Genomic DNA, 16,742 nt, shown 5'->3' on the forward strand with positions numbered 1-16,742 from the left:
ATCGGCGCAATACGCGCCGTGTGAGCCGCAGCAGATCATCCAGCGCCGGCACACAGGCCAGTAACACCAGCAGCAAGGCCAGCGGCACGGTGGCGATGTAACCGAGGTGGTTGAACCCCAGTGCGCCAACCACCCCGCCAAGGAAGAAGTACAGCGCCAACAGGCTGAGTATCCACAACCGCTGACGGTCGGCCATCACCCGAGCACAATCAGGACCGCGCGTGCGGTTCCAATAGAACAGCTTGCCCAGCTCGATGCCGATGTCGGTGATGATTCCGGTAATATGGGTGGTACGGATTTCCGCCCTGGAAAGCTTGGTAATCAGCGCGTTCTGCAGGCCCATGATGAAGCACAGCAGCATCACCGTCAGCGGTACGAACAAGCCAGTAATCTGTGCCAGCGACGCGCCGAGAAAAACCAAAACACAGCAACAGCGCGGCTTCGAGCAACAATGGCAAGGCGTACTCGCTGTGCAGCTGGCGGCGCCGCGCGTAATTGATCATCACCGTCGAGCAGGCTGCCCCCAACAGAAACGACAGCACCCCGCCGAGGCCGCTCCACACCAGGCCATAAGCGCCCAGAACGATATTGTCGGCCATGGCCGAAACAATGCCGGTCATGTGCGAGGTGTATTGCTGCACGGCAAGAAAGCCACCGGCATTGATCGCTCCTGCAACGAAAGCCAGGGCAAAACCCAGATGCCGATTGGCTGCGACACTGCGCGTCCGTCCGGTCAGGCTTCTCGCATAGCGAATAGGCATAAGTGCCTCGGGTGAACGGCAGGGCTTAGAGATGAATCTCCGCGCCCTTTATGCCGAGTAGGCGCAGCTCTTCAATCAGACTATTGAGATCGGCGAAGGACTCCACCTGCTCCTGGTCATCGACCAGAAAGAAGCTGGTGCCCGCGCCTTTCTTCAACAGCACGATCCATTCCCGGGTATTGGCCGGGTTGACGATGATATGGGTATCAAAGACCACACCCTGGGCTTGCTTGTTTTTTATGTCTTCACGCTGCATCAACTCGCCCCTGCTTACTCAACCGTTACGCTCTTAGCCAGGTTGCGTGGCTGGTCGACGTCGGTGCCTTTGAGCACTGCTACGTAATAAGACAGCAACTGTAGCGGAATGGTGTATAGGATTGGCGCCAGGGCGTCGTGGATATGCGGCATGTTCACCACGTGGGTACCCTCGCCATTGCTCATGCCGGCTTGCTCATCGGCAAACACCACCAGCTCACCGCCACGGGCGCGCACTTCCTGCAGGTTGGATTTGAGCTTTTCCAGCAGCTCGTTGTTCGGCGCCACGGTGACCACCGGCATATCGCTGTCGACCAGGGCCAGCGGGCCGTGCTTGAGCTCACCAGCCGGGTAGGCTTCGGCGTGGATATAGGAAATTTCCTTAAGCTTGAGCGCACCTTCCATTGCCACCGGGTACTGCGCGCCACGGCCGAGGAACAGGCTGTGGTGCTTCTCGGCGAACAGTTCGGAGACCTTCTCCACCACACTGTCCATGGCCAGGGCTTCGCCCAGACGGGTCGGCAAGCGGCGTAGTTCATCGACTAGCTCGGCTTCCAGACCTTTATCCAGCGTGCCACGCACCTGGCCAAGGGACAGGGTCAGCAGCATCAGCGCGACCAGCTGGGTGGTGAAGGCCTTGGTTGAAGCCACGCCGATTTCCGGGCCGGCCTGGGTCAGCAGGGTGAGGTCGGATTCGCGCACCAGCGAGCTGATACCGACGTTGCAGATCGCCAGGCTGGCCAGGTAGCCGCCCTGGCCAGGCGCATGCTCTTTGGCATTGCGCAGCGCGGCCAGGGTGTCGGCGGTTTCGCCGGACTGGGAGATGCTGACAAACAGGGTATCCGGCTGCACCACCACCTTGCGGTAGCGGAACTCGCTGGCCACTTCGATCTGGCAAGGAATCCCAGCCAGGCCTTCCAGCCAGTAACGGGCGACCATACCGGCGTGGTAACTGGTGCCGCAGGCAACGATCTGCACGTTGCGCACCTTGGCGAACAGCTCAGCGGCTTGCGGACCGAAAGCCTGAACCAGCACGTGGTCAGAACCCAAACGGCCTTCCAGGGTGCGCTGCACGACCTTGGGCTGCTCATGAATTTCCTTGAGCATAAAGTGGCGATACTCGCCCTTGTCGGCGGCTTCCGCCCCTTCGTGGTATTGCACACTTTCGCGCTCCACTGGCTGGCCATCGACCGTCCAGATCTGCACGCTGTCACGCTTGATCTCGGCGATATCGCCTTCTTCCAGGTAAATAAAGCGGTCGGTGACCTGGCGCAGGGCCAACTGATCGGACGCCAGGAAGTTCTCGCCGAGCCCTAAGCCGATCACCAGTGGGCTGCCGCTGCGGGCGGCGAGCAGACGATCCGGTTGCTTGCTGCTGATCACCGCAAGGCCATAGGCGCCGTGCAGCTGCTTGACTGCCTGTTTCAGCGCGGCGGTGAGGTCTGGCTGGGTTTTCAAGGTGTGATTGAGCAGGTGCACGATCACTTCGGTGTCTGTGTCGGAACTGAACACATAGCCCAGGCCCTTGAGCTGTTCACGCAGTTCTTCATGGTTTTCGATAATGCCGTTGTGCACCACCGCCAGCTCCTGGCCCGGCTCTTTACCAGAAAAGTGCGGGTGAGCGTTGCGCTCACTCGGCGCACCATGGGTGGCCCAGCGGGTGTGGGCAATGCCCAAGCGCCCGGCCAGGGGCTCGGCCTGCAGGGCAACCTGCAGCTCGCTGACCTTGCCCACGCGGCGACGGCGCTCGAGCGTGCCCTGCTCGGTCAGCAGCGCCACCCCGGCGCTGTCATAGCCGCGGTATTCCAGGCGCTTGAGGCCCTCCACCAGCACAGCGGTGATGTTGCGTTCGGCGACTGCGCCTACGATGCCGCACATAGTCTTCTCCTTAAGCTTCAACAGCAGCGCAGATCAGCTTGATGCCGCGCGCAGTCAATTGTTCACGCGCCTCAGGGCTGAGGCGTTCGTCGGTTATCAGGGTATGGATGCCGCTCCAGGGCAGCTCCAGGTTGGGAATCTTGCGGCCGATCTTGTCGCTCTCGACCATCACCACCACTTCGCGGGCCACATCGGCCATCACCCGGCTAAGCCCGAGCAATTCATTGAAGGTGGTGGTGCCACGATTCAGGTCGATGCCATCGGCGCCAATAAACAGTTGGTCGAAGTCGTAAGAGCGCAGCACCTGCTCGGCGACCTGGCCCTGGAATGACTCGGAATGCGGGTCCCAGGTGCCGCCAGTCATCAGCAGCACCGGCTCGTGCTCCAGCTCGCTGATGGCGCGGGCCACGTTGAGCGAGTTGGTCATCACCACCAGGCCGGGCTTGTGGCCGAGTTGCGGGATCATCGCCGCGGTGGTGGTGCCGCTGTCGATAATGATCCGCGCATGTTCACGAATGCGCGCCACACCGGCGCGGGCGATGGCCTGCTTGTACTGGGAGATCGGCTGGCTATCGCTGATCAGCTCCTGCGGCATGGGCACCGCACCGCCGTAACGGCGCAACAGCAGGCCGCTTTTTTCCAGGGCGGCGAGGTCTTTGCGAATGGTCACTTCCGAGGTGGCGAAGGCTTTCGACAACTCATCCACACTCACCTCGCCTTGCTCGGCGAGCAGGGCAAGAATGGTGTGACGGCGTTGCGGCGTGTTGCGTTTCGACATTAAAGGTTTCGATTCGAAAGTTAGCGGTGCGAATCAAAACCTAACGAAGCTTTTGCGTCAAGCCTGAAAACGACAAAAGGCAGCTCTGGCTGCCTTTTGCTTTGCGGCTCAGCGCCCGTTACACAGCGCTTATTTGCTGATTTTCACCGGGCGCTTCCAGCCTTCGATATTGCGCTGCTTGGCACGGCCGACGGCCAGGGTGTTATCCGGCACATCGCCGGTAATCACCGAACCGGCGCCTGTGGTGGCGCGGTAACCCAACGTCACCGGGGCGACCAGGGCGCTGTTGGAGCCGATAAACACGTCCTCGCCGAGCACGGTTTTGAACTTGTTGGCACCGTCGTAGTTGCAGGTGATCGTGCCGGCACCGATGTTGGTACGCGCACCAATCTCGGCGTCGCCCAGGTAGCTCAAGTGCCCAGCCTTGGCGCCTTCACCCAGCTTGGCGTTCTTCAGTTCGACGAAGTTACCCACATGGGCCTTAGCGCCCAGCACTGAACCCGGACGCAGACGCGCGAACGGACCACAATCGGCGCCCTCGCCCATTTCGGCACCTTCCAGATGGCTGTTGGCTTTGATGATGGCACCTTTGCGCAGGATCGAGTTTTTGATCACGCAGTTCGGCCCGATCTGCACGCCGTCTTCGATGACCACCTGGCCTTCGAGGATCACGTTGATATCGATCGATACATCGCGGCCCACCGTGACTTCGCCGCGCAGGTCGAAACGCGCTGGGTCGATCAGAGTGACGCCCTGCACCATCAACCGGCGCGCGGCGCGGTACTGATAGTGGCGCTCCAGCTGCGAAAGCTGGATGCGGTCGTTGGCGCCCAACACTTCCATCTCGTCAGCCGCCTGCTCAGTGGCGACCACCAGGCCATCGGCTGCCGCCATGGCGATCACGTCCGTCAGGTAGTACTCGCCCTGGGCGTTGCTGTTGGACAAGCGGCCAAGCCAGTCGCCCAGCTTTTTCCCCGGTACGGCGAGGATGCCGGTGTTGCCTTCACTGATCAGACGCTGCTCGGCGCTGGCGTCTTTGTGTTCAACAATGGCTTTCACTACGCCCGCAGTATCGCGAACGATGCGGCCGTAACCAGTCGGATCATTCAGATTGACCGTGAGCAATCCCAGCTGCTGCTCGCTGACCTTTTGCAGCAGGCGCTGCAGGGTTTCCACTTCGATCAGCGGCACATCACCATAAAGAATCAGCACGCGCTCGGCGCTCAAGGCCGGCAATGCCTGAGCTACGGCATGACCGGTGCCCAGTTGCTCGCTCTGCAGCACGAAATTCAGGTCATCCGCCGCCAGGCGCTCACGCACCAGTTCCGCGCCATGGCCGATTACCACATGAATGCCTTGCGGTTTAAGCAGACGAGCCGTATCGATTACATGACCAAGCATGGTTTTGCCAGCCACCGGGTGCAGCACTTTCGGCAAAGCGGAACGCATGCGAGTGCCTTGGCCGGCGGCGAGGATAACGATATCGAGCGACATAAAGGGCAGATCCTATTAAGTAGCCCGGATGCAATCCGGGGATGATCGTCCCGGATTACATCCGGGTTACCTGCTAAATCACAGGCAAAGAAAAAGGGTAGCCAAGGCTACCCTTTTACTCGTTGGCGATGAAGCGGCGGAGTTAACCGCCGAACTTCTTGCGCAACTGCTGAACGGTACGCAGCTGAGCCGCAACCTCAGCCAGGTGAGCGGCTGCGGAACCGTAGTCAAACTCCGCGCCTTTCTCGTGCAGTGCACGCTCGGCGGCCTTGAGAGCCTCCTGAGCAGCCGCTTCATCGATATCGGCAGCACGCTGCACAGTGTCGGCGAGAACCTTCACCATGTGCGGCTGAACTTCGAGGAAGCCGCCAGAGATGTAAAACACCTCAGTCTGGCCACCCAGCTTGATCAAGCGGATGGGACCTGGCTTGAGGTCGGTCAACAGAGGCGCGTGACCGGGTGCAATACCCAGGTCGCCCAAGTTGCCGTGTGCGATCACCATTTCCACCAGGCCGGAGAAGATTTCCCCCTCCGCACTGACGATATCGCAATGGACTGTCATGGCCATATCTAACCTCACGTGAGCGCCCGTTGCCGGGCGCACCGATTACAGCTTCTTGGCTTTTTCGACGGCTTCTTCGATACCGCCAACCATGTAGAACGCCTGCTCTGGCAGGTGGTCATAGTCGCCGTTAAGAATGCCGCTGAAACCAGCGATGGTGTCCTTCAGGGAGACGTACTTACCCGGCGAGCCGGTAAATACTTCAGCCACGAAGAACGGCTGGGACAGGAAGCGCTGAATCTTACGAGCACGGGATACCAGCAGCTTGTCTTCTTCAGACAGCTCGTCCATACCGAGGATCGCGATGATGTCCTTCAGCTCTTTGTAACGCTGCAGCACGTACTGAACGCCGCGAGCGGTGTCGTAGTGCTCCTGGCCGATAACCAGCGGATCCAGCTGACGCGACGTCGAGTCGAGTGGATCAACCGCTGGGTAGATACCCAGGGAAGCGATGTCACGGGACAGTACGACGGTGGCGTCCAAGTGGGCGAAGGTGGTCGCCGGACTTGGGTCGGTCAGGTCGTCCGCAGGTACGTATACGGCCTGGATCGAGGTGATCGAACCGGTCTTTGTCGACGTAATACGCTCTTGCAGAACGCCCATCTCTTCGGCCAGAGTCGGCTGATAACCTACTGCCGACGGCATACGGCCGAGCAGTGCGGATACTTCGGTACCGGCCAGGGTGTAACGGTAGATGTTGTCAACGAACAACAGTACGTCACGACCTTCGTCGCGGAACTTCTCAGCCATGGTCAGGCCGGTCAGTGCTACGCGCAGACGGTTGCCTGGTGGCTCGTTCATCTGACCGTAAACCAGGGCTACCTTATCGAGAACGTTGGAGTCCTTCATCTCGTGGTAGAAGTCGTTACCCTCACGAGTACGCTCACCCACACCGGCGAACACGGAATAACCGCTGTGCTCGATGGCGATGTTACGGATCAGTTCCATCATGTTTACGGTTTTGCCTACACCGGCACCACCGAACAGACCGACTTTACCGCCCTTGGCGAACGGGCAAACCAGGTCGATAACCTTGATGCCAGTTTCCAGCAGTTCGTTGGAGCTCGACTGTTCAGCGTAGGAAGGTGCTGGGCGGTGAATGCCCCAACGCTCTTCTTCGCCAATTGGGCCGGCTTCGTCGATTGGGTTGCCCAGTACGTCCATGATGCGGCCCAGGGTTTTCACCCCAACCGGTACCTGGATGACTGCACCGGTGCTGTCGACGTTCAGGCCACGCTTGAGGCCTTCGGTCGAACCCATCGCAATGGTACGTACCACGCCGTCGCCCAGCTGCTGCTGAACTTCGAGGGTGGTTTCAGCGCCGACTACTTTCAGCGCTTCATAAATATTCGGCACTTGATCACGCGGAAATTCCACGTCGATAACGGCGCCGATGATTTGAACGATACGTCCGCTACTCATCTTTGGTTCCTCGAATATTTGAACCGTTCTTAAACCGCGGCAGCGCCGCCGACGATTTCCGAAATTTCCTGGGTGATCGCTGCCTGACGCGCCTTGTTGTAGACCAGTTGCAAACCACTGATCAGGTCACCGGCGTTGTCGGTAGCATTCTTCATCGCGATCATCCGGGCCGCTTGTTCGCACGCGTTGTTTTCCAACACGGACTGATACACCTGCGATTCGATAAAGCGAACCATCAGGCTATCAAGCAGCGACTGTGCATCAGGCTCGTAGAGGTAATCCCACAGCCCTTTCTGCACGCCTTCTTCTTCGGTCGCGGCCAGCGGCAGCAATTGCTGCACTTCCGGTTTCTGCGTCATGGTGTTGACGAATTTATTCGACACCAGATACAGGCGATCAATTCGGCCGTCGCTATATGCGTCGAGCATGACCTTTACACTGCCAATCAGGTCGTTGAGTGAAGGCTCTTCACCCAGCTTGCTAATGGCTGCAACCACATTACCGCCGTAGCTGCGGAAGAAGCTCGCGCCCTTGCCGCCCACAACACAGAAGTCTGCTTCGACCTTGGCATCACGCCATTCGGCCATGCTTTTCAGCAGTGCCTTGAACAGGTTGATGTTCAAGCCACCACACAGACCACGGTCACTCGAGACCACGATGTAGCCGACGCGCTTAACTTCGCGCTCCACCATAAACGGGTGGCGGTATTCCGGGTTGGCATGGGCCAAATGGCCAATAACCTGACGGATACGATCGGCATACGGACGACCAGAAGCCATGCGCGATTGAGCTCTGCGCATCTTGCTGACCGCCACTTTTTCCATGGCGCTGGTGATCTTCTGCGTGCTTTTGATGCTCGCGATCTTACTGCGAATCTCTTTTGCGCCTGCCATTTCACACCTTTTGGTTCAAGCAGGCGGGGGCATAAGCCCCCGCTGCGGTTACCAGGTTTGGGTGGCTTTGAACTTCTCGATACCGGCTTTGAGGCCAGAATCGATTTCGTCGTTGAAGTCACCCTTCTCGTTGATCTTCGCCATCAGATCGGCGTGATCACGGTTGAAGTAGGCAAGCAGCGCCGCTTCGAAGGCACCTACCTTCTTCACGTCCACGTCGGTCAGGAAGCCACGCTCAGCGGCGTACAGCGATACCGACATTTGCGCGATGGACATAGGTTCGTACTGCTTCTGCTTCATCAGCTCGGTAACGCGCTGACCGTGCTCAAGCTGCTTACGGGTGGCTTCGTCCAGGTCAGAAGCGAACTGGGCGAATGCTGCCAGTTCACGGTACTGAGCCAGAGCGGTACGGATACCACCGGAGAGCTTCTTGATGATCTTGGTCTGAGCAGCACCACCTACGCGGGATACCGAAATACCGGCGTTGACCGCAGGACGGATACCCGAGTTGAACATGGCCGATTCCAGGAAGATCTGACCGTCGGTGATGGAAATCACGTTGGTCGGAACGAACGCGGAAACGTCGCCAGCCTGGGTTTCGATGATCGGCAGCGCGGTCAGGGAACCGGTTTTGCCGGTCACAGCGCCATTGGTGAACTTCTCAACGTACTCTTCGGAAACGCGGGAAGCGCGCTCCAGCAGACGGCTGTGGAGATAGAACACGTCGCCTGGGTAGGCTTCACGGCCTGGCGGACGGCGCAGCAGCAGGGAAATCTGGCGGTAAGCCACTGCTTGCTTGGACAGATCGTCATACACGATCAGCGCGTCTTCGCCGCGGTCACGGAAGTATTCGCCCATGGTGCAACCGGCGTACGGTGCAATGAACTGCAGCGCAGCGGATTCGGACGCAGAAGCCGCGACAACGATGGTGTTAGCCAGCGCACCGTTTTCTTCCAGCTTGCGTACCACGTTGGCGATGGTCGATTGCTTCTGACCGATGGCGACGTAGACGCACTTAATGCCGCTGTTCTTCTGGTTGATGATGGCATCGATGGCCAGAGCGGTTTTACCGATCTGACGGTCACCGATGATCAGCTCACGCTGGCCACGGCCAACCGGGATCATGGCGTCAACCGACTTGTAACCGGTTTGCACCGGCTGGTCGACCGACTTACGCCAGATCACGCCTGGTGCAACCTTTTCAACAGCGTCGGTAGCGACGTTGTTCAGCGGGCCTTTACCATCAACCGGGTTACCCAGAGCATCGACAACGCGGCCCAACAGTTCCGGACCAACCGGAACTTCGAGGATGCGACCGGTGCACTTGGCGCTCATGCCTTCGGCGAGCGTGGTGTACGCGCCCAGTACGACTGCACCGACGGAGTCTTGCTCCAGGTTCAGGGCCATACCGAAAACGCCACCAGGGAATTCGATCATTTCGCCGTACATCACGTCGGCGAGGCCGTAAATGCGCACGATACCGTCGGAAACGCTGACGATGGTGCCTTCATTACGGGCTTGAGCGGTCACATCCAGCGCGCCAATGCGCTGCTTGATGATTTCGCTAATTTCGGAAGGATTCAGTTGCTGCATGCCAGTTCCCTCAAATCAGGATTTCAACGCTTCGGCCAGCTTGTTCAATTTGCCGCGTACCGAACTGTCGATGACCAGGTCACCTGCGCGGATCAACAAACCGCCAATAAGGGCAGCATTGACAACCGGCTTGGGTTGGACAGTTCGAGCAAGCCGCTTGGAAAGCGCGGCAGCCAGGGTTTGTAGTTGTTCCGCGCTGAGCTCGAAGGCTGTTTGCACCTCAACGTCGAGGGTGCTTTCAGCTTCAGCTTTCAAAACGGTGAATTGCTCAAGTATGACCGGAAGTAGCGACAGACGATCGTTGCTGCTCAGGGTGGCGAGGTAGCTGATGAACGTGTCATCAACGTGGCCACTGCACACCTGAGTCAGCATCTTGACTTTCTGCTCGCTGGTCAGCGCTGGATTAGCCAGTTGCTGTGCTACTTCCGGGGTCTGCACGGCGGCAGCGGAAAAAGACAACATCGCCAACCAGGCATCAGCCTGACCGGCACTGCTGGCGAACTCAAAAGCGGCTTTAGCGTAAGGCCGGCCAAGCGTAATGGTATTGATCATCGCTTGCCTCGCTTAGAGTTGTGAGGCCAGTTTTGCGACCAAATCATTGTGTGCTGCGCCGTCTATCGAAGACTCGAGAATCTTCTCGGCACCGGCAACGGCAAGAACCGCCACTTGAGCACGCAGTTGATCCTTGGCACGGTTCACTTCCAGATCGATTTCGGCTTTGGCACCGGCAATCAACTTCTCACCTTCAGTGCGAGCCTGGGTCTTGGCTTCTTCAACAATCGAATTAGCGGTTTTATTCGCACGGTCGATGATTGCGCTGGCCTGCTCTTTACTTTCACGCAGTAATTGAGCAGCGCGTTCCTGGGCAAGATGCAGATCACGCTCAGCGCGTCCTGCAGCATCCAGACCTTCGGCGATTTTCTTCTGGCGTTCTTGCATGGCGCTGGTCAGCGGCGGCCATACGAACTTCATGCAAAACCAGACGAAAATAGCGAAGGAAATCGTTTGACCGAACAGGGTCAGGTTTATGTTCACAGCGATTTACCTCGTGCTATCTCGTATGAGCGGTGTCAATTTCACAGCTATGGGGACCCACCAAGGCGAATCCCGCATCACACTGGAAAGTGATTAAGCACCAGCAGCCGGAGCAACAACGAAGATCAGGTACATCGCGATACCAACACCGATCATTGGTACGGCGTCGAGCAGACCAGCCATCAGGAAGGTCTTGGTTTGCAGCATTGGACCCAGCTCAGGCTGACGCGCGGTGGATTCAAGCAGCTTGCCGCCCAGCAGGGCGAAACCGATGCCAGTGCCCAGTGCACCCAGACCGATCATGAGGGCAGCAGCGATATAGACGAGTTCCATAAATAAAGCTCCGGAGTTTCAGAAGTTAAGGTTTTTTGTTGAACAGGTTACTGGCATCAAGTTGCTATCAATGATGATCTTCGTGCGCAGCACTTAGATACACCACCGTCAGCACCATGAAAATAAAGGCCTGCAGCGGGATCACCAGAATGTGGAAGATCGCCCATGGCACGTTGAGCCCGAATTGCAGATAGAAGGGCAACAGCGCGATCAGGATGAACACCACTTCGCCGGCATACATGTTGCCGAACAGACGCAGAGCCAAGCTCAAAGGCTTAGTCAGCAGGCCGATGATTTCGAGAAACAGGTTGAAGGGAATCAATGCCCAGTGGTTAAACGGAGTAAACGACAGCTCCTTGGTAAAACCACCGATACCCTTGACCTTGATGCTGTAGAAAATGATCAGGATGAACACACCCAGGGCGATGCCGAAGGTGCCGTTTGGATCTGCAGTTGGAACGATCTTGAAGTACTCAAGACCCAGCGCATGAGCCAGACCCGGTATGTAGTCAACCGGGATCCACTTCAGGCTGTTCATCAACAGAACCCAGATGAAGATCGTCAGAGCCAGCGGAGCAACCAACGAGTTGCGGCCGTGGAAAGTGTCCTTGACGATGCCCTGGACGAATTCGATGCACATTTCCGCAACGTTCTGCAGACCGCCCGGAATACCGGTGGTGGCCTTGGTGGCCGCCATGCGGAAGAAGGCGAGGAAAATCAGCCCCATAAACACCGACCAACCCATGGTGTCTACGTGAACGGCCCAAAAGCCCATTTGCGCAACATCTTCAGGGGTCTGAGCCAAAATCCAGCCCTTCTCCGGATGTTCGCCATAGACCAGGTTTTGCAAGTGATGCTGGATGTACTCTGCCGGGGTGTTTGCCATAAACGCCTCAAACGCTCTAATGCTTCAGAAATTTTTTATCAGTAGTGGAGCGCTAGCGGCTACCGCCACAGCCAGCAGGTAGGCGACGAACAACGCCGCAATATCCAACTGACCGATGCCCACAAACACCAGCGCAAACAGCACTGCTGTAAGAATCCATTTACCCATTGCCCCCGACCAGATGGACAGGACAATGTCTTTAGCCGAACGCGCACCAAAGTAACGAAAGGCTTTGTACGCAAAAAACGCATTCGGCAACAGGGCAATCATGCCGCCCAATAGTGCCGAGTAACCGGCGGTTACCCCTTTACCCAGAAAAAAGAGCAGGGCAACCAGCAGACACACACTTGCCTGCGCAAGCAGAACAGGGAATCCGGGTTGCTGGGTATACGGCGTTTTATTGCGAATAGCCAAACCAGCAACACTCCGATTCAAGCTGCTAAAATTAACCAACTTGAAGCATAAAAACAGCGCGGCGAGTATAGGTGCAGCTCTGTTACCGATCAACCTGCTGTAGTGCGCGGATGGGCAATACTACATAAACAATTGTTTCAGCGAATGTGAGCAAGCACACCCTGCAGTTCATCCAGAGAGCTGTAGCTGATCACCAGCTGACCTTTACCTTTTTGCCCGTGCTTAATCTGCACGGGCGAGCCCAGCCGCTCGGCCAGTCGCTGTTCCAGGCGGATAATGTCCGGGTCCGCCTTGACCTCAGCGGCTGGCTTGTCTTTGCTGTTCAACCACTGACGCACCAGCGCCTCGGTCTGGCGCACGGTCAGCCCGCGTGCGACAACATGTCGCGCACCTTCAGTCTGCTGTTCGGCAGGCAAACCAAGCAGCGCACGGGCGTGGCCCATTTCCAGATCACCATGGGACAGCAGGATCTTGATTTCTTCCGGCAGGGCAATCAGGCGCAGTAAGTTGCTGATGGTCACCCGCGACTTACCCACAGCATCGGCAACCTGCTGTTGAGTCAGCTGGAACTCCTGCTGCAACCGCTGCAGGGCCATGGCTTCTTCGATGGGGTTGAGGTCTTCGCGCTGAATATTTTCGATCAGCGCCATCGCAATAGCGGATTCATCAGCAAGCTCGCGGACCATGGCCGGAATTTTATCCAGACCAGCTTGCTGGCTCGCGCGCCAACGGCGCTCACCGGCGACAATCTCAAAACGGCCTTCGCCGATTGGCCGCACCACAATCGGCTGCATCACGCCATGCGCCCTGATCGAATGGGCCAGCTCTTCGAGCGCGGTCGAATCCATATCACGACGCGGCTGGTATTTGCCGCGCTGGATTAAATCCAACGGCACGTATTGCAGTTCCCGGCTGTCGACGTGCGCGGCCTCTTCCTGCAGAGCGCTGACACTGGAGCCGCCCAATAGCGCATCCAGACCGCGTCCGAGTCCTCGTTTTTTTACAGCCATGGGAATTTCCTTATGCGGTTGCGGTGCGGGCGTTAACACGCTGGCGACGGACCAATTCGCCGGCCAGGGCCAAATAGGCGATGGCCCCACGCGATTGCTTGTCGTACACCAGCGCAGGCATACCAAAGCTGGGGGCCTCGGCCAAGCGCACGTTACGCGGGATGACCACGTCGTAGAGCTGGTCTGGGAAATGCTGCTTGAGCTGCGCCGAAACGTCGTTGGTCAGGCTAATTCGCGGGTCGTACATGGTACGCAATAGGCCTTCGATTTTCAGGCTCGGGTTCAACAGCTTGGCAATGCGCTGGATGCTGTTGACCAGATCACTCAGCCCTTCCAATGCGAAGTACTCGCACTGCATGGGAATAATCACGCCATCTGCGGCGACCAAGGCGTTGATGGTGAGCATCGACAGCGCCGGCGGACAGTCGATGAGGATGTAATCGTAATTCTCGCGAATTGGCGCCAGTGCATTACGCAACCGGCTTTCCTTCATTTTCATTTCCAACAGCGACACTTCGGCGGCGGTCAGGTCGCGGTTGGCCGGCAGCAGTTGATAACCGCCATGCTCGGAGTACTGCATGGCATCAACCAGGTTGCATTCACCGATCAACAGGTCGTAAACCGAATGCTCCAGCGCATGCTTATCCACACCACTGCCCATGGTGGCGTTGCCCTGTGGATCGAGGTCGATCAGCAATACGCGGCGCTTGGTTGCCACCAACGACGCTGCCAGATTGATGCACGTGGTGGTTTTACCCACACCGCCTTTCTGGTTAGCGATTGCGAATACCTTAGCCATGCTGCTGTTTCCCCTAAACCGAGCGCCGCAGTATCAGCAGATGGCGCTGACCTTGGCAACCGGGAACCTTGAGTACATGGGTGGCGGTGAGCCGAAAGTCCGCAGGCAAGGCCTGCAGTTCGTCATCCGGGTGCACGCCTTTCATCGCCAGCCACTGAGTCGTGCTGTCACCCAAATGGCGAGTCCAGTTACTGAAGTCTTCCAGGGAACTGAACGCTCGCGAGCAGATACCGTTGAATGGCTCGGCTGGGGTGAAGGCTTCAACACGGCTGTGGATAACTTGCAGGTTGGCGAGGCCCAGCTCTAACTTAACCTGAGTCAGAAAGCGGGTTTTCTTACCGTTGGAGTCAAGCAAGGTGAACTGCCGCTCGGGAAACAGAATGGCCAAAGGAATCCCTGGCATACCGCCGCCGCTGCCGACGTCCAGCCAGTTATCCCCAGCCTCGGTGACGAAAGGCACCACTGAGAGGCTGTCGAGCAGGTGACGGGAAACCATCTCGTCCGGGTTACGCACAGCGGTCAGGTTGTAAGCCTTGTTCCACTTGATCAACAGGGCCAAGTAGGCGAGCAGTTGTTCGTGCTGCTGGGTGCTGAGATCGACGCCCAATTCACGGGCACCTTCACGCAGTTCTTCGGCGTGACGTGGGGTAACCAACGACATCAGGCGCTGTGCTCCAACTGCTGACCGGCAGTGCGTTTTTTCAAGTGGATGAGCAGCAAAGAAATCGCCGCTGGGGTAACGCCCGGAATCCGCGAGGCTTGTCCGAGGGTTTCTGGGCGTGTGTTGCCGAGCTTGTGCTGAATTTCCTTGGACAAGCCGGAAATCCCCGCATAGTCGATATCGACTGGCAACTTGGTGTCCTCACTGGCGCGCAGCCGGGCGATTTCATCCTGTTGGCGGTCGATATAGCCGGCGTACTTGGTCTTAATCTCGACCTGTTCGGCAACTTGCGGGTCGTGCGCGCCGCCGCCGGTGATTGAGATCAGCCCAGCGTAATCAATTTCCGGACGCGCCAGCAGGTTAAGCAGGTTGTACTCGTGAGTCAGCGGCGTACCGAAGTGTGCGGCAATCGCATCCCCCTGCGCCGTACCTGGGCGCACCCAGGTGCTTTTCAAACGCTGCTCTTCCTGGACGATGGCATCGCGCTTGGCTTCGAACGCCGCCCAGCGCACGTCGTCGACCAAACCGAGCTCGCGGCCTTTTTCGGTCAACCGTAAATCCGCGTTGTCTTCGCGCAGGATCAGCCGGTATTCGGCACGCGAGGTGAACATACGGTACGGCTCCTGGGTACCCAGGGTAATCAGGTCGTCGACCAATACGCCGATGTACGCCTCATCGCGACGCGGGCACCAGCTGTCTTTGCCCTGGGCGCGCAGTGCAGCGTTGCAGCCTGCCAACAAACCTTGTGCACCAGCTTCTTCGTAACCGGTGGTGCCGTTGATCTGCCCGGCGAAGAACAACCCGGCGATCACTTTGGTTTCCAGGCTGTACTTGAGATCACGCGGGTCGAAGTAGTCGTACTCGATGGCGTAACCGGGACGCACGATGTGCGCGTTCTCCATGCCACGAATACTGCGCACGATCTGTAATTGCACATCGAACGGCAGCGAGGTGGAGATGCCATTGGGGTACAGCTCATGGGTATTCAGGCCTTCTGGCTCGATAAATACCTGGTGGCTGTCCTTGTCGGCGAAGCGGTGAATTTTATCTTCGATCGACGGGCAATAACGCGGGCCGACGCCTTCGATCACACCCGAATACATCGGCGAGCGATCAAGGTTGGCCGCGATAATTTCGTGGGTACGCGCATTGGTATGAGTGATCCAGCAGCTGACCTGGCGGGGCTGCTGCTCAGCGCGACCGAGAAAAGACATCAGCGGCGTTGGGGTGTCGCCCGGCTGCTCAGTCATCACTGAGAAATCCACTGAACGTCCATCAATACGCGGGGGTGTACCGGTTTTCAGACGACCGACGCGCAGCGGCAACTCGCGTAAGCGCTGTGCCAAGGCAATCGAGGGCGGGTCACCAGCGCGGCCACCGGAATAGTTCTGCAGCCCAATGTGGATAAGTCCACCGAGGAAAGTGCCCGTAGTCAACACCACGGAATCCGCGAGAAAACGCAGACCCATCTGGGTGACAACGCCTTTGACTTCGTCGTTTTCAACGATCAGGTCATCGGCTGCCTGCTGAAATATCCACAGGTTGGCTTGGTTTTCCAGCGTTTCACGTATGGCCGCTTTGTACAGCACGCGATCCGCCTGAGCACGCGTAGCCCTAACCGCTGGGCCTTTACGGCTGTTGAGTACACGGAACTGGATGCCACCTTTGTCGGTGGCTTCCGCCATGGCGCCGCCCAGCGCATCGATTTCCTTGACCAGATGGCTTTTGCCAATACCGCCAATGGCGGGGTTGCAGCTCATTTGCCCGAGTGTTTCCACGTTGTGCGTCAACAGCAGGGTTTTCACCCCCATGCGTGCAGCTGCCAGTGCAGCCTCGGTACCGGCATGACCGCCGCCGATGACGATCACTTGAAAACGGGAAGGGAAATCCACCACGCACCTCGTGCCTGTTGAGAAATGGGGGGCTTTTTGGATTGAAAAGCGGGAAAGGCGGCAAGTATAGGGATTT

At 58.0% G+C, this 16,742-nt stretch carries 17 protein-coding genes and 1 pseudogene; all 18 read right to left on the reverse strand.

The window, feature by feature from the left end:
• Positions 1 to 13 precede the first annotated feature (13 nt).
• Positions 14 to 761: pseudogene (locus AC0J6G_RS16435) on the reverse strand (YoaK family protein); the annotation flags it as partial.
• 25 nt (positions 762 to 786) lie between these two features.
• A complete protein-coding gene (locus AC0J6G_RS16440) occupies positions 787 to 1,017 on the reverse strand; it encodes a hypothetical protein (RefSeq protein ID WP_475249524.1) in 231 nt (76 codons plus the stop codon).
• A 14-nt stretch (positions 1,018 to 1,031) separates the two neighbouring features.
• A complete protein-coding gene (glmS, locus tag AC0J6G_RS16445; RefSeq protein ID WP_475249526.1) occupies positions 1,032 to 2,894 on the reverse strand; it encodes a glutamine--fructose-6-phosphate transaminase (isomerizing) in 1,863 nt (620 codons plus the stop codon).
• Positions 2,895 to 2,904: 10 nt separating this feature from the next.
• Entirely contained in the window at positions 2,905 to 3,672 is a 768-nt protein-coding gene (locus AC0J6G_RS16450) for a DeoR/GlpR family DNA-binding transcription regulator (RefSeq protein WP_475249528.1), read from the reverse strand.
• A gap of 129 nt (positions 3,673 to 3,801) precedes the next feature.
• Positions 3,802 to 5,166: a bifunctional UDP-N-acetylglucosamine diphosphorylase/glucosamine-1-phosphate N-acetyltransferase GlmU gene (gene glmU, locus AC0J6G_RS16455; RefSeq protein ID WP_475249530.1), complete on the reverse strand. Its 1,365-nt coding sequence runs from the start codon at positions 5,164 to 5,166 to the stop codon at positions 3,802 to 3,804.
• Positions 5,167 to 5,308: 142 nt separating this feature from the next.
• On the reverse strand, positions 5,309 to 5,734 hold the full coding sequence (locus tag AC0J6G_RS16460) for a F0F1 ATP synthase subunit epsilon (RefSeq protein WP_475249532.1): 426 nt from the start codon (positions 5,732 to 5,734) through the stop codon (positions 5,309 to 5,311).
• Positions 5,735 to 5,773: 39 nt separating this feature from the next.
• Positions 5,774 to 7,150 carry a F0F1 ATP synthase subunit beta gene (atpD, locus tag AC0J6G_RS16465; RefSeq protein WP_475249534.1) on the reverse strand — a complete coding sequence of 459 codons (1,377 nt, stop codon included), beginning with the start codon at positions 7,148 to 7,150 and terminating at the stop codon, positions 5,774 to 5,776.
• A gap of 29 nt (positions 7,151 to 7,179) precedes the next feature.
• On the reverse strand, positions 7,180 to 8,043 hold the full coding sequence (gene atpG / locus AC0J6G_RS16470) for a F0F1 ATP synthase subunit gamma (protein WP_475249536.1): 864 nt from the start codon (positions 8,041 to 8,043) through the stop codon (positions 7,180 to 7,182).
• 48 nt (positions 8,044 to 8,091) lie between these two features.
• Positions 8,092 to 9,636 carry a F0F1 ATP synthase subunit alpha gene (atpA, locus tag AC0J6G_RS16475; protein WP_475249538.1) on the reverse strand — a complete coding sequence of 515 codons (1,545 nt, stop codon included), beginning with the start codon at positions 9,634 to 9,636 and terminating at the stop codon, positions 8,092 to 8,094.
• A 15-nt stretch (positions 9,637 to 9,651) separates the two neighbouring features.
• A complete protein-coding gene (locus AC0J6G_RS16480) occupies positions 9,652 to 10,188 on the reverse strand; it encodes a F0F1 ATP synthase subunit delta (protein ID WP_475249540.1) in 537 nt (178 codons plus the stop codon).
• A 12-nt stretch (positions 10,189 to 10,200) separates the two neighbouring features.
• The gene (locus tag AC0J6G_RS16485; protein ID WP_325506903.1) at positions 10,201 to 10,671 is read right to left on the reverse strand and encodes a F0F1 ATP synthase subunit B; all 471 of its coding nucleotides are present in this window, start codon (positions 10,669 to 10,671) and stop codon (positions 10,201 to 10,203) included.
• Positions 10,672 to 10,764: 93 nt separating this feature from the next.
• On the reverse strand, positions 10,765 to 11,004 hold the full coding sequence (gene atpE / locus AC0J6G_RS16490) for a F0F1 ATP synthase subunit C (RefSeq protein WP_475249542.1): 240 nt from the start codon (positions 11,002 to 11,004) through the stop codon (positions 10,765 to 10,767).
• Positions 11,005 to 11,071: 67 nt separating this feature from the next.
• Complete coding sequence (gene atpB, locus AC0J6G_RS16495; protein ID WP_475249544.1) at positions 11,072 to 11,890, reverse strand: F0F1 ATP synthase subunit A; 819 nt, start codon at positions 11,888 to 11,890, stop codon at positions 11,072 to 11,074.
• A 24-nt stretch (positions 11,891 to 11,914) separates the two neighbouring features.
• Complete coding sequence (locus AC0J6G_RS16500) at positions 11,915 to 12,304, reverse strand: F0F1 ATP synthase subunit I (RefSeq protein WP_475249546.1); 390 nt, start codon at positions 12,302 to 12,304, stop codon at positions 11,915 to 11,917.
• A gap of 137 nt (positions 12,305 to 12,441) precedes the next feature.
• Positions 12,442 to 13,314: a ParB/RepB/Spo0J family partition protein gene (locus AC0J6G_RS16505; protein WP_475249548.1), complete on the reverse strand. Its 873-nt coding sequence runs from the start codon at positions 13,312 to 13,314 to the stop codon at positions 12,442 to 12,444.
• A 10-nt stretch (positions 13,315 to 13,324) separates the two neighbouring features.
• Positions 13,325 to 14,113 carry a ParA family protein gene (locus AC0J6G_RS16510; RefSeq protein WP_475249550.1) on the reverse strand — a complete coding sequence of 263 codons (789 nt, stop codon included), beginning with the start codon at positions 14,111 to 14,113 and terminating at the stop codon, positions 13,325 to 13,327.
• A 13-nt stretch (positions 14,114 to 14,126) separates the two neighbouring features.
• Positions 14,127 to 14,774 (reverse strand): 16S rRNA (guanine(527)-N(7))-methyltransferase RsmG, encoded by a 648-nt coding sequence (gene rsmG / locus AC0J6G_RS16515; RefSeq protein ID WP_475249552.1) that lies wholly within the window; start codon positions 14,772 to 14,774, stop codon positions 14,127 to 14,129.
• The gene (mnmG, locus tag AC0J6G_RS16520) at positions 14,774 to 16,666 is read right to left on the reverse strand and encodes a tRNA uridine-5-carboxymethylaminomethyl(34) synthesis enzyme MnmG (protein WP_475249554.1); all 1,893 of its coding nucleotides are present in this window, start codon (positions 16,664 to 16,666) and stop codon (positions 14,774 to 14,776) included. Before mnmG ends, rsmG begins: the two co-directional genes overlap by 1 nt.
• Positions 16,667 to 16,742: the final 76 nt, after the last annotated feature.

Source organism: Pseudomonas sp. TS_SC_3 (assembly GCF_056156225.1).